Annotated in this window: 10 protein-coding genes and 2 pseudogenes; 7 read left to right on the forward strand and 5 right to left on the reverse strand. The window is 36.6% G+C overall.

Features of this window, described 5'->3' with window-relative positions:
- The first annotated feature begins 24 nt into the window (after nucleotides 1-24).
- Together clpA and MKL32_RS05345 are read left to right on the forward strand one after the other, a co-directional pair.
- Nucleotides 25-2,310, forward strand: a complete 2,286-nt coding sequence (gene clpA / locus MKL32_RS05340) for an ATP-dependent Clp protease ATP-binding subunit ClpA (protein WP_004962073.1) — start codon at nucleotides 25-27, stop codon at nucleotides 2,308-2,310.
- Nucleotides 2,310-2,672, forward strand: coding sequence for a YnfA family protein (locus tag MKL32_RS05345; protein ID WP_005402580.1), 363 nt, complete (start codon nucleotides 2,310-2,312; stop codon nucleotides 2,670-2,672). Before clpA ends, MKL32_RS05345 begins: the two co-directional genes overlap by 1 nt.
- A gap of 40 nt (nucleotides 2,673-2,712) precedes the next feature.
- Here MKL32_RS05345 and MKL32_RS05350 read toward each other — a convergent pair whose 3' ends face one another.
- Nucleotides 2,713-4,284: an ATP-binding cassette domain-containing protein gene (locus MKL32_RS05350; RefSeq protein ID WP_005402581.1), complete on the reverse strand. Its 1,572-nt coding sequence runs from the start codon at nucleotides 4,282-4,284 to the stop codon at nucleotides 2,713-2,715.
- 608 nt (nucleotides 4,285-4,892) lie between these two features.
- Between MKL32_RS05350 and MKL32_RS05355 the strand changes: the two genes are divergently transcribed.
- The gene (locus MKL32_RS05355; RefSeq protein WP_005402582.1) at nucleotides 4,893-5,933 is read left to right on the forward strand and encodes a 3-deoxy-7-phosphoheptulonate synthase; all 1,041 of its coding nucleotides are present in this window, start codon (nucleotides 4,893-4,895) and stop codon (nucleotides 5,931-5,933) included.
- A 49-nt stretch (nucleotides 5,934-5,982) separates the two neighbouring features.
- Here MKL32_RS05355 and MKL32_RS05360 read toward each other — a convergent pair.
- Nucleotides 5,983-6,903: pseudogene (locus MKL32_RS05360) on the reverse strand (alpha/beta fold hydrolase).
- The gene (locus MKL32_RS05365) at nucleotides 6,903-7,463 is read right to left on the reverse strand and encodes a PadR family transcriptional regulator (protein WP_270900290.1); all 561 of its coding nucleotides are present in this window, start codon (nucleotides 7,461-7,463) and stop codon (nucleotides 6,903-6,905) included. The pseudogene MKL32_RS05360 and the gene MKL32_RS05365 overlap by 1 nt, the downstream one beginning before the upstream one ends.
- Before the next feature lie 124 nt (nucleotides 7,464-7,587).
- On the opposite strand from MKL32_RS05365, the gene MKL32_RS05370 reads away from it, so the two are divergent.
- From MKL32_RS05370 to MKL32_RS05385, 4 genes are all read left to right on the forward strand, one after another.
- Nucleotides 7,588-9,612 carry an NADPH-dependent 2,4-dienoyl-CoA reductase gene (locus MKL32_RS05370; protein ID WP_005402584.1) on the forward strand — a complete coding sequence of 675 codons (2,025 nt, stop codon included), beginning with the start codon at nucleotides 7,588-7,590 and terminating at the stop codon, nucleotides 9,610-9,612.
- Between the two features lie 73 nt (nucleotides 9,613-9,685).
- Nucleotides 9,686-10,093 (forward strand): nuclear transport factor 2 family protein, encoded by a 408-nt coding sequence (locus MKL32_RS05375; protein WP_270900291.1) that lies wholly within the window; start codon nucleotides 9,686-9,688, stop codon nucleotides 10,091-10,093.
- 33 nt (nucleotides 10,094-10,126) lie between these two features.
- Nucleotides 10,127-10,843, forward strand: a complete 717-nt coding sequence (locus MKL32_RS05380; protein WP_005402586.1) for an SGNH/GDSL hydrolase family protein — start codon at nucleotides 10,127-10,129, stop codon at nucleotides 10,841-10,843.
- Nucleotides 10,844-10,862: 19 nt separating this feature from the next.
- Nucleotides 10,863-11,957, forward strand: a complete 1,095-nt coding sequence (locus MKL32_RS05385) for a YheT family hydrolase (RefSeq protein ID WP_005402587.1) — start codon at nucleotides 10,863-10,865, stop codon at nucleotides 11,955-11,957.
- Between the two features lie 45 nt (nucleotides 11,958-12,002).
- On the opposite strand, the pseudogene MKL32_RS05390 reads toward MKL32_RS05385, so the two are convergent.
- Nucleotides 12,003-12,641: pseudogene (locus MKL32_RS05390) on the reverse strand (metal-dependent hydrolase); the annotation flags it as partial.
- Nucleotides 12,642-12,679: 38 nt separating this feature from the next.
- A partial coding sequence (locus MKL32_RS05395; protein WP_002122586.1) for an integrase core domain-containing protein occupies nucleotides 12,680-12,914 on the reverse strand: 235 nt, incomplete at its 5' end.

Genomic DNA, 12,914 nt, shown 5'->3' on the forward strand with positions numbered 1-12,914 from the left:
GAGCCCAAGAGATAAGGGGGTTACATGCTCAGTCGTCAATTAGAAGTATCGTTACGTTTGGCTGTTAGCATGGCTCGTCAAAAGAGACATGAGTTTTTGACAGTTGAACATTTGTTGCTTGCCTTGCTAGATAATGACTCTGCCGTAAATGCTTTAAAAGCATGTGGTGCAGATATCGTTACTTTGCGTAAAGAATTAGAGGAATATGTAGAGCAACATACCCCAAAACTTGGTGATAATAACGAGCAAGCTCCTCATCCAACAGAGAGCTTTGATCGTATTCTACAAAGAGCGATTTTCCACGTGCAATCGAGTGGTGGTGATCGTACTGTAGAAGGCGCTGATGTACTCGTTGCGATGTATTCTGAACGAGACTCTTTTGCGGTTTATTTATTAAAACGCCATCAAATCAATCGTCTTACTTTAACTCAGTACTTGTCTCATGGAACTCGCAAAGATGAGATTCAAGTTGAAGAAGAAGTGGAAGATATTGAAGGTGAAAATGCAGCCTCTGCGAATGCTGGCCCTTTAGAACAATATACGCTTAATCTTAATATTGAAGCACAAAAGGGTAAAACAGATCCATTAATTGGGCGTGAGAAGGAAATTGAGCGCGCTGCACAAATTTTATGCCGTCGCCGTAAAAACAATCCGCTGTTAGTTGGTGATCCAGGTGTTGGTAAAACATCTATTGCAGAAGGTTTGGCATGGTTGATTGTGAATGGTAAAGCACCAAAACCGCTTGCTAACGCTGAAGTTTATAGCTTAGACATCGGTGCTTTGGTTGCAGGTACAAAGTATCGTGGTGACTTTGAAAAACGTTTAAAACAATTGTTAAATGCTTTGAAAAAGAATCCGAACGCGATTTTATTCATTGATGAAATTCATATGATTATTGGTGCAGGCTCAAGTATGGGTAGCACTATGGATGCATCGAACTTAATCAAACCAGCTTTGGCTAATGGTAGTTTACGTTGTATTGGTTCGACTACATTCCAAGAATACCGTCAAGTATTTGAAAAAGATCATGCATTATCACGTCGATTCCAAAAAATTGATGTGAATGAGCCGAGTGTGGGCGAAACAATCGAAATACTTCGTGGCTTAAAAAGTAAGTTTGAGGATTTTCATCACGTTGAATACGAAGACAAAGCTCTTGTTGCAGCAGTAGAGTTGTCAGCTAAGTTTATTCATGATCGTTTCTTACCAGATAAAGCAATTGACGTAATTGATGAAGCTGGTGCTCAACGTCGTCTTAAAGCTGAAGCTGATGGATCAATGATTTCTGTAGAAAACATTGAAGATATTGTTTCTAAGATTGCGCGTATTCCACCTAAGACTGTTTCTAAAGATGATAAGACTGTTTTAGAGAATTTAGAGCGAGATTTAAAACGAGTTGTATTTGGTCAAGATGAGGCGATCACAGCACTTGCTTCAGCAATTAAGTTGTCACGCGCAGGTTTAAAAGCACCTGATAAGCCTGTCGGTAGTTTTGTATTTGCTGGGCCTACAGGTGTAGGTAAAACAGAGGTCACTAAACAACTTGCTAAATTACTAGGTGTTGAGTTAGTACGCTTTGATATGTCTGAATATATGGAGCGTCATGCTGTGTCGCGTTTAATCGGTGCGCCTCCAGGTTATGTTGGTTATGATCAAGGTGGTTTACTGACTGATGCGATTCATAAAAATCCACATTGTGTACTGTTGCTTGACGAAATTGAGAAAGCACATCCAGATGTATTCAACTTGTTATTACAAGTAATGGATCATGGTGCTTTAACTGATAACAATGGTCGTAAGTCTGATTTTAGAAACGTAATAATTGTACTCACGACAAATATTGGTGCAGAAAGCATTTCTCGCGCAAGTATCGGCTTTACAGAGCAAGATCACAGTGCAGACAACCAAGATGCAATGAAACGAGCATTTTCTCCTGAGTTCCGTAACCGTTTAGATGGTGTGATTCAGTTTAAAGCACTTCCTACGACTGTGATTGAATCAGTAGTTGATAAATTCTTAACTGAGTTACAAGCACAGTTGGATGAAAAGCAAGTTGTTCTTGAAGTTGATCAAAGTGCACGAGATTGGTTGTCAACCAATGGTTATGACCGTCTCATGGGTGCTCGCCCAATGCAACGTTTAATTCAAGAGCATCTGAAAAAGCCGCTTGCTGAGATGATCTTGTTCGGAGAGCTTGCTGAGCATGGTGGTAACGTTGCCGTTTCTGTGAAAACTGAAGATGGTAAAGATGTTGGTCTGAAACTAGAGGTATTTGAAGATCATATTAATCCGAGTGCTGAACCTGCTTAATGCTTGAATTGTCATCTTCTATAACCCAAATACTCAAAGTGTTTGGGTTATTTTTCATTACAGCTATTGCTGAAATTTTAGGTTGCTATTTTCCATACTTGATTTTGAATCAAGGAAAGTCACATTGGTTGTGGATACCCACAGCATTAAGTTTAGCTATTTTTGTATGGCTGCTTACATTACATCCAGTAGCTTCAGGTCGTATTTATGCGGCATATGGCGGGATATATATTTTTACAGCACTGTTGTGGTTACGTTACGTCGATCAAGTGATGTTATCCCGTTGGGATATTTTAGGTGTACTTATCGTGTTATGTGGTGCGGCAATTATTATTTTACAACCACAAGGTTTAGTTCGCTAATCATCAGCATGACAAATTCATTTGCCATGCTGATTTAAGATTAATTCAATAAATAACTTTCTTCTATGCCGCATTCTTTTACAAAGAGCTCATCATGAGAAACTAAGATGACGGAGCCATGAAATGAACGTATAGCACGAGCTAAAAGTTCTCGTGATTCTATATCTAAATGATTGTCTGGCTCATCTAAGAGTAAAAGTTCAACTGTTTGGAATTTCAAAGCAACTAAAGCGATCTTTAATCGCTCACCACCACTTAGAGAGCTTATTGGAGCAAATGATTTTTCTCTACGAATTTGTAGATTTCCTAAAGCTGTTCGTATTTGTTGCTCAGATAGATTTGAGTCAATACTTTTAAGAAACTCATAAGCGGATATATTTTGATTGAGTAAACAAAAATTCTGATCTAAATATACTAATTTCGCATTTGAATAGATTTCTCCAGCTATAGGTTTGATTAAACCTTGAATAGTTTTAAGAAAAGTCGATTTACCGCAACCATTTACACCCCTCAAATGTATTTTTTCTCCTGCTTTAATCGCAAGCTGAATTGGATTTGTACTGGCGTAAGCTATTTTTAATTCATAACAGCGTAATATTTCTCCTGATATTTTTGTAGGTTGTGTAAACTCAAAAGATTGTGATTTGTAATATTCCAGTTGATGTTGTTTATGCTGTAACTCATCTTTCGCTTGAGTAAGCTGTTTGATCTGTTGTTTTTTTAGTTGAGAAAGTGATTGTTCAGATTGCTCCTTTTTTGCATCAAGTAATATTGTCGCTTGAGATCCTGATGCTCTTAATTTCTCACCTGTTTTCTTTCTTTTTTGTGCTTTCATTTGGCTTTGATGTTGTTGCTCTTTAAGTTGTTTCAAATCACGCTTTTCTTGTAGAACTGAATGAGATAATGCTTGTATTTGCAACTGATGTTGTCGGTGATATAGATCATAATTTCCTCCATAGTAGTGCAAACCTAAGTGGTTTAAATTGAAAATACCTTCTACATGAGCGAGTAGTAGGCGGTCATGACTAATTATGAATCCGCCTGTTGGATGTAGTTCCATTTGCTGAACGAGCCATTTTCTTCCTTGCGTATCCAAATGATTACTCGGTTCATCTAGTAATAAATAATGATCTTTAAGTAAGAATAAACGACATAGTGCAAGTTTAGTCTTTTGTCCTTCACTTAATTGATTTGTACTTTTACCTAGATCAGTGGGTAAGTCTGCACTTTCTAATAGTTGTTGCCATTCAGAAGGTAAATGCCAAAGATGTTCAACTTGATCAAAATCAGTCAATGTTGCAGTCCCATTATTAATGCGTTCAAAACAAAAATATAAGTCTTCTATTTCCAGTGTCTCAGCAATAGTCGCTGATTGGATACGTTGAAACTGGTGAAGATGTTGATGTGGGTGTAACCAAGATATTTTACCTGAATAGGGTAGAGTTGTTTTTTCTCCATCAAGAATAGACATCAGAAGAGATTTGCCTTGTCCATTTCTTCCAATTAAACCAGTGAATTGTCCAATTGGAAGTTGGAAAGATAAATTAGTAAATAGTTTGCTTTGTGCTAGTTCTAGCGATAAATTTGAAACGACACATGCCTGTTGAGTCATAAGAAACCTCATAAACAGGATATGCAAAAATAGATCGAAATCAGTTTTAGAATATGAGTGGTTCAACCATAGATAAGTCTATTTTGCACATCAAAAAAGAAATTGAATTTGATGATGTAAAATAGGACTTACTTCATTGGCGTATACTCGTGGTGATGGATTTTTGTGCTATTTTATTGGAGCATCACTAAAAGATCAATTACTGTCTATTTTTTAGATAAAATTAAAAAAACATAAAAAGTGCTTGTCAAATGCAGAAATAGTGCGTAACTTAGAACTAAGGAACAGTTTTTAAGATATTTGAAATAAACATGTTAAAGCATACTGTAAACACGAACGCATACTTTTACTTTTGGCAATATATCTAGTTGCCTGATGCGTTTCGGGCAGCGAAAAGGTTGCCCAACCAGTTAATACCTGATCGGCAACACCGATCAGGTTTTTTTATGCTTTAAGATTCATTAATTTAGGAGAAATACCATGTATACATCAAACATTTCATATTTTAGCAAGATTTCTTGGTTTTACTTTGCAAAAAAATCAACATCACTTAGATCACTCTTGCTCAAATAAATACTCGGGCTGATTTCAGTCCAAAGGAAATGAAAATGAATGCTTTAAATACGGCTTTGAAACAATCATCACAAACGCAAATAAAAGAATCAATGCTTAGCTTGCCATCACAACTCAAAGCGCAGTATCCATTGTCTGCAAATTTAGCGCAGCAAATTTCAAAACATCGTCAAACGATTCAGAATATTTTATCTGGTCATGATCCTCGACTTATGGTGATTACAGGTCCATGCTCGATTCATGATCCTATCGCAGTACTTGAATATGCTGATCGCCTACAAAAACTCCAAGAAAAAGTTAAAGATCAAATATTTCTTGTAATGCGCGCTTATATTGAAAAACCACGTACAACAGTTGGCTGGAAGGGTTTTTTATATGATCCAAACCTAGATGGATCATCAGATTTACAATTGGGATTAGAAAAATCTCGTGAGCTATATATTCAGCTTATTGAAAAAGGTTTGCCGATCGCGAGTGAAATTTTAAGTCCGATGGCAACAGGTTATTTTGATGACTTGTTGGCTTGGGGAGCTATTGGGGCACGTACAAGTGAATCTCAGATTCATCGTGAGATCGCAAGCCATATGCCATATAGTATTGGTTTTAAAAATGGTACTGATGGTTCGATTCAGATTGCTTTGGATGCAATTCAATCTGCTTTAAATGGTCATCAATTCCTTGGAATGACTCAGCAAGGTTTACCTGCTATTTTGCATAGCAATGGTAACCCTTTACCGCATTTAATTTTGCGTGGTTCAAACCATGATACAAATTATGATTTGGCTTCAATTCAAGCGATGCACTTCAAGCATAAACATTTGCCTGCATTAGTAATTGATTGTAGTCATGGTAATAGTGGTAAAGATCCATTACAGCAACCAAATGTACTAAAACAAATTATTGCAGAACGTGCAGAATCCAAAGTACGTGGTGTGATGATCGAAAGCCACTTGGTTGATGGAAATCAAAAGATTTCATGTAATATGACTTACGGTCAGTCGGTAACGGATGGTTGTTTAGGTTGGGATAAAACTGAACAAGTTCTCTTGGAAATCGCTGAGCAAATGAGATCCTGATTGATCATAAAAAAGCCAATCTTGTTGATTGGCTTTTTTATTGTATTTTTTATGCAGCATCCAATGAATTGCTAATAAGAAAACGCCCAATTTCTTGAGAGAATTTTCTTGGTTCAGTAATTAAGGGAGTATGCCCTGAACGTTCAAAATAGATTGTTTTAGCATTTGCTAGACTATTAGCAACTAAAGTTTGTCCAGTTTCAGGATAAAGTGTAGAGTCACGACCAATAAAGAAGGTTGTTGGACACTCTAATTGACTGATGGCATCACGGTAATCTTCATCATGATTCAGATAATTTTCAACATACCAAAGTAAATAGTCTAGTCGTTGAATAGGTAGTAAATACTTTTGTAAAACTGGTCGATTTAATGCCAGTTTAAAGATTTTTGGACTATAAGCATTATTGCTTTGTAACTCAATAAATGCACCCCAAAGACTTACAAGTTGATATCGAATGTCTTTAGGTAAATTTTCAAGCCTTTTTGCAGACTTATAATCCAATAAAAGTGTTTGAATATCGAGAAGTAAACTTTTGAATTGAGAATACTTTGTTCCAAATAGATCATATTGCCAAGTATCATCAACAGCAATTTTGGGTGTTTGATCAATATGGAGGTAGGCTTTAATTTTTTTAGCTAAATCACCATGTTTCATTCCATGCATAGCGGTTGTTGCACCCATAGAATATCCCATCAGGATAAACTGGTCTAAATTAAGCAGTTTGATGAGTGCATCTACATCATTTCAATGGCTTGAGATAGCATCCATTGATGGAATTCCACAATTTTTAGAGCCGCCGAATCCTCTCCAATCTGGGATAATAAATTCATATTGATTGCGATTGGAAAATAAAAAAGGTAGCCATTGCCAGCTTTGCATACCAAGTCCTGATAAGACGAGTACAGGTTCTCCTTCGCCAACACGTCGTACAAATAATTTTTCTTTATCAGGCATGGTGTAAAACGGCATTATTTTTCTCCAATCTTGTCCGCTTCCTCAAACTTTTTGAGCTGAGGGATCATTTTCTGTAACCATTTTATCCATTCATTTTCTTTAATAATACCGAGTTCAAGAATCATTTTATGAATAAATAAAATACGATTTGTTGGCTCGTTATTTTTAAAGTCTTTGTCATGAATGGCTTGGTACAATTTTAACTTCTCTTTGTGTAACTCTAAGTGGCGAATCAATTCAGGTAATATCGTATTGCCACCTAATTGTGCTTCAGCCCTCAACCTAACCATCAAATCATCTCTTAGTTGCGCAGGTTCACTTTGTTTCTCGATCCATGCAGCTAATTGTATGCGACCTAATTGTTCGACTTGATATGTTTTTTTACGACTGTTTGTTGTTTCTTCTTCAATGGTTGATATCCAACCTTTTTTGAGCATTCCATTGAGTTCACGATAAATTTGTTGATGTGTCGCGTTCCAAAAGAAGCCCATAGAGCGATCAAAACGACGAGCAAGTTCGAAACCAGTGCTTGGTTTTTCTAATAAACTCGTCAATAAAACATGGGCAAGAGACATAAACATCCAAAAATAAAATGTGACTATGAAGATTATGCAAAATGTTGCATAAAAATCAAATATTGTTTATAACTTTATGCAACAAGTTGCATTAGCAAGCAGATTGCTAGCCATAGGAGAATTTATGTCAGCTTATCCACATTTACTTCAGCCACTTGATTTAGGCTTTACGACTTTAAAAAACCGCGTGCTTATGGGGTCTATGCATATTGGTTTAGAAGAAGCGCCACAAGGCTATGAACGCATGGCAGCATTCTATGCTGAACGTGCGAAAGGTGAGGTTGGATTAATTGTTACAGGTGGTGTATCTCCAAACGATGATGGTGTTGTTTTTGCGCATGGAACAAAATTAGATTCAATCGAAGAAGCAGAAAAACATAAAGTGATTACCCAAGCTGTACATGATGCAGGTGGTAAGATTGCTATGCAAATTCTTCATACTGGTCGCTATTCTTATCAAGCAAATAACGTTGCACCTTCTGCAATTCAGGCTCCAATCAACCCAATTAAGCCAAAAGCATTAAGTTCTGCAGAAGTTCAACAAACCATTGATGACTTTGCGAATTGTGCAAAATTAGCACAATATGCAGGTTATGATGGCGTAGAAATCATGGGCTCAGAAGGCTACCTGATTAATGAGTTTATTGCCGCACGTACCAACCATCGTGATGATGAGTGGGGTGGTAGCTACGAAAATCGTATCCGTTTTCCAATCGAAATTGTTAAACGTACGCGTGATTTAGTGGGCGAGAACTTTATTATTATTTATCGTTTATCTATGCTCGATTTGGTAGAAGGTGGTTCTAGCTTAGAAGAAGTGATTCACCTTGCTAAAGAAATTGAAAAAGCGGGTGCAACAATTATTAATACAGGGATCGGCTGGCATGAAGCACGTATTCCAACGATTGCTACAAAAGTACCTCGTGCTGCATTCACTTGGGTAACGGAAAAACTTAAAGGAAGTGTATCTATTCCATTAATCACTTCGAATCGTATTAACACACCTGAAATGGCTGAGCATGTTTTAGCATCAGGTCATGCTGATATGATTTCAATGGCTCGTCCTATGTTGGCGGATGCAGAATTTGTATTAAAAGCTAAAGAAAATCGCAGTGATGAAATCAATACCTGTATTGGTTGTAACCAAGCATGTTTAGACCATATTTTCTCTATGAAGATTGCGACATGTTTAGTCAATCCGCGTGCATGTTATGAAACTGAACTAATTTTCAAGGAAACAAATGCCGTAAAAAATATTGCAGTAATTGGTGCAGGGCCTGCAGGGTTGAGTTTTGCAACTTATGCAGCTAGCCGTGGTCATAAAGTTAAAATCTTTGATTCAAGTAATCAGATTGGTGGACAGTTTAATATCGCTAAAACGATTCCCGGTAAAGAAGAGTTTTACGAGACACTGCGCTACTTCAAGCGTCAAATCGAATTACAACCAAATATTGAGTTGGTGCTAAACCATACAGTAACTTATGAAGAGTTAAGCAAAGCAAACTATGATGAAATTGTTGTAGCTACTGGTGTAACACCACGTCAATTACAATTTGAAGGCATTCATCATCCAAAAGTTCTAAGTTATATCCAAGTACTTAAAGAGCGTGTACCAGTAGGAAAACGTGTAGCGATTATTGGTGCTGGTGGTATTGGTTTTGATACTGCTGAGTATTTAAGTCACGAAGGTGAAAGCGGTAGCTTAAACCCTGAAAAATTCTATGCAGAATGGGGTATTGATACAGCGTACGAGCATGTTGGTGGTCTGAAACAACCTGAACTTGAAAAATCTGAACGAGAAATTTATTTATTACAACGTAAAGCTTCGGCAGTAGGTGCAGGTCTGGGTAAAACAACTGGCTGGATTCACCGCACAGGCTTAAAACACCGCGATGTAAAAATGATCGCAGGTGCAAGTTATGACAAAGTAGATGATCTAGGTTTACATATTACTGTTGATGGAAAAACAACAGTATTAGAAGTTGATAACGTTGTAATTTGTGCAGGCCAAGAATCATATACAGCGATGTATGATCAACTCAAAGCTGATGGTAAAAATGTTCATCTTATCGGTGGTGCAAAAGAAGCAGGCGAGTTAGATGCCAAGCGTGCAATTCGTCAAGGTGCTGAACTAGCGGCAATTCTATAATAAATAAAAGGGTGTTTTCTATTTTAAGAAAATGCCCTTTTCAAGACCATATAAATTTAATAGGACAATAAAAATGACACTTGCAACAACTCAAATATCAATCAAAAAATGGCATCAAATGTTAGAAAACAATGACATGTCCATCTTAAATGATTTATTAGCAGATGAAGTGGTATTTAGATCACCTGTCGCTTATAAACCGTATGAAGGGAAACAGGTTGTTTTCTTTATTTTGACCAATGTTATCCAAGTTTTTCAGGACTTTACTTATCATCGTGAGTTCTTTACGGAAGATGGTGAAAATGTAGTGCTAGAATTTAGTGCGAATGTGAGTGGTAAATCATTAAAAGGTATCGATATGATTCGCTTCAATGATCGAGGGCAAATTATTGATTTTGAAGTGATGATTCGGCCAATGAGTGGTTTGGCTGCCTTAGCAGAGCAAATGGGTCAAAGAATCGCCCAATATCAAGCTACTTAATATTAAAAATAGCCTAAGTAAGTTTGAATTAAAATGTGGTTAAAAATATCGACATTATTCCTAATGCCAATCATAGTTGCTCAAGGAATTGTTGTTAAACAACGTACGCCAAAACTTCTAGAGCCAATTGGAGAACGTCAAGGAATTGTAGGTTTTGGTCGGCCATTATCATTGCTTATTTTAGGTGATTCTGCTGCTGCAGGAGTTGGTGTTGAATATCAGCATCAAGCTCTTTCAGGCGTATTGCTTTCACAGCTTATGAATGAATATAAACTGACATGGGCTTTACATGCTAAAACTGGTAATAATACTAGACAAGTCATTGATGCAATTAATGCTTTAGAGCCGCAAGTTTATGATGTGATCGTCACTTCAATAGGGGTAAATGACGTGACTAAACTTACCTCAACTCGCTTGTGGATAAAGCAGCAAAAACAATTGTTTACCGAATTACGGAAGAAATTTGATCCAAAATTGATTATTGTAACTGGTGTTCCACCTATGCAGCATTTTCCAGCTTTACCTCATCCACTTGCTTGGATATTTGGAAAACATGCTCAACAAATGAATAAAAAATTACAAGGCTATTTATCAACTGAACCAATATTTAAGTTTATTGAATTTGATCTTGAACATTTTCAAGAGATGAATCTACCCATGGCTATAGATGGGTTTCATCCAAGTAAAGAAATTTACGAGATCTGGGGGAAACAGGTCGCGTCGTTAGTGCGAGAATTCTTCACCTCATAATTTAAGGCTATTGTCATCTATGGGTATTTCTACTTTAAATAAAATTAAAGTTTTGGGCTTAGAGTTATTTGATCTTGTGGTTGGTGCAGAGAAACCAAAGACATATTATTCACCAAATGGAAAGATTAAAAATATCTTAGAGAAATTGCCTCAGCTAAAACAGAAGTACCGCCCAACACCTTGGTTGTCTAACAATCACATGCATCTGTTGTATTTTGATGTTATTAGAAAAAAGACGATAAAGCTTCAATATGATCGTATTGAACAACTCACTATGCAGGATGGTGGTGTTACAGGAATAGCATGGTATGGATACGACTTGCCTAAGCAAACACCGACGATTGTTATTATGCATACCATTACGGGTTCACCTGAAAGTATGCGAGAACTAGTAAAAGATTTGCATCAATACACAGGATGGAGAATCGCGCTATGTTTACGTCGTGGACACGCTGGTTTACCAATGCCTGTACCTCGCATTTCACTTTTTGGATCGACAGATGATTTGAAAGAACAACTTGCGCATATTCAACATATATTTCCTGAGTCTGATTTGTATGCTGTTGGTTCTTCTGCTGGAACTGGATTATTAGTGCGTTATTTGGGTGAACAAGGTCTAGACACGCCTTTTAAAGCTGCATTTGCGATGTGTCCTGGTTATAACACCGAAATTGGATTCAAAAATGTTCATCCGTTTTACACAAAGTTAATGACGAAAAAATTGTTTAAGCATTTTATTTATCCTTACCAATCTACATGGAAACAGCTTGATTCATTAGAAAAGGTTTTAGCATCAACAACTCTTGAAGAGTTTGAAAAAGTCTATTTTGAAATGGCAGGTTTTAGAGATTATGAGAGCTACTGTAAAGCGATTAATCCGATATATGTTTTTCAAAATATAAAAATTCCATTGATGATTCTAAACTCTGAAGATGATCCTGTGTGCTCGATCAAAAACTTTCATCCATATAAATCTGCTATAGAGCAAATGGATAATATTGCTGTGATTACAACGAAAAAAGGAAGCCACTGTGGATTTTATGAAGGCTGGCAAACTTCATCTTGGTCAGCACGACTTATTTCAGATTATTTTCTTGTTCAGCGTTCAAGCTAAGGAATTTAAGGAATAAAGCCCAAGTGTGAATGGGCTTTTTTTATTTTAAGATACCAAAGCAGGTGTATCTTTTATTCCAAGTTTTATTTTCGTGGTTGCAACTAAATTTTTTTCATTAGTCTGGTTAGGGTGAAAGTCATATCTATAGTATTCAAAGAATTTGGGAATAAATGTTTTATATTGCTTAGCTGCAAAATTAAAGAAGTTTTGCCATGTTTTAAGATTTGATAATTGTTTATCTCGTTTCATTAAAACTATTTGGTAGATTGTTGAAAGTCCAGTAATAAGAATCAGGCTTAAAGTGAAAATTGTGACCCGAGGAAGGTAAGCATTTAATCCATTTCCATATAAATATTCATATAAATCAAAAGCTACTGCTTTATGCTCAGTTTCTTCAACACTATGCCATAACCATAAATCTCGTATAGTTTTATCCGTCATATACTCATTTACAGTTTCCATCATACTTACGACTAGTACAGCTGTGTAATGCTCTAAACCTACAGTAACAAGTAAATTCCACTTTTTACTAAATATTTTTTCAAGACCTTTGAGAACAATACCAGTAACTTTTTCCAAAGATTCAGGGTTCAGGCCATGTTGTTGAGCGCTAATACGAAAAGCATGATGTTCTTTTGAATGCATAGCCTCTTGGCCGATGAAAGCACTAATTTCTCTATCTAATGAACCGTACCGGGTTTGTCGGAGACTTTTTATTTAAGTTAGGCCACCTGACCTAACGGGTTAATCTTATCATAGTACATTGCTTCAAACTCAAAAGGCGATACATAACCCAGTGCACTGTGTACACGCTTTTTGTTGAACCAATCTACCCAGTTTAGTGTCGCAAGCTGTACATCCGCTAAACCTTGCCAATCTGCTTTTAAATATTCAATCACCTCTGTTTTGTATAAGCCATTCACTGTTTCAGCCAAAGCATTATCGTATGAATCACCA

Origin of the sequence: Acinetobacter sp. AOR34_HL (assembly GCF_027854795.1) — a bacterium.
Classification (GTDB): Bacteria; Pseudomonadota; Gammaproteobacteria; order Pseudomonadales; family Moraxellaceae; genus Acinetobacter; species Acinetobacter junii.

What these genes read in the sequence shown, in the direction of transcription:
- MKL32_RS05355 (WP_005402582.1), top strand. Translation starts at nt 4,893, where the DNA reads ATGAATGCTTTAAATACGGCTTTGAAACAATCATCACAAACGCAAATA.
- MKL32_RS05385 (WP_005402587.1), top strand. Translation starts at nt 10,863, where the DNA reads ATGGGTATTTCTACTTTAAATAAAATTAAAGTTTTGGGCTTAGAGTTA.
- MKL32_RS05370 (WP_005402584.1), top strand. Translation starts at nt 7,588, where the DNA reads ATGTCAGCTTATCCACATTTACTTCAGCCACTTGATTTAGGCTTTACG.
- clpA (WP_004962073.1), top strand. Translation starts at nt 25, where the DNA reads ATGCTCAGTCGTCAATTAGAAGTATCGTTACGTTTGGCTGTTAGCATG.
- MKL32_RS05345 (WP_005402580.1), top strand. Translation starts at nt 2,310, where the DNA reads ATGCTTGAATTGTCATCTTCTATAACCCAAATACTCAAAGTGTTTGGG.
- MKL32_RS05365 (WP_270900290.1), bottom strand. Translation starts at nt 7,463, where the DNA reads ATGTCTCTTGCCCATGTTTTATTGACGAGTTTATTAGAAAAACCAAGC.
- MKL32_RS05375 (WP_270900291.1), top strand. Translation starts at nt 9,686, where the DNA reads ATGACACTTGCAACAACTCAAATATCAATCAAAAAATGGCATCAAATG.
- MKL32_RS05350 (WP_005402581.1), bottom strand. Translation starts at nt 4,284, where the DNA reads ATGACTCAACAGGCATGTGTCGTTTCAAATTTATCGCTAGAACTAGCA.
- MKL32_RS05380 (WP_005402586.1), top strand. Translation starts at nt 10,127, where the DNA reads ATGTGGTTAAAAATATCGACATTATTCCTAATGCCAATCATAGTTGCT.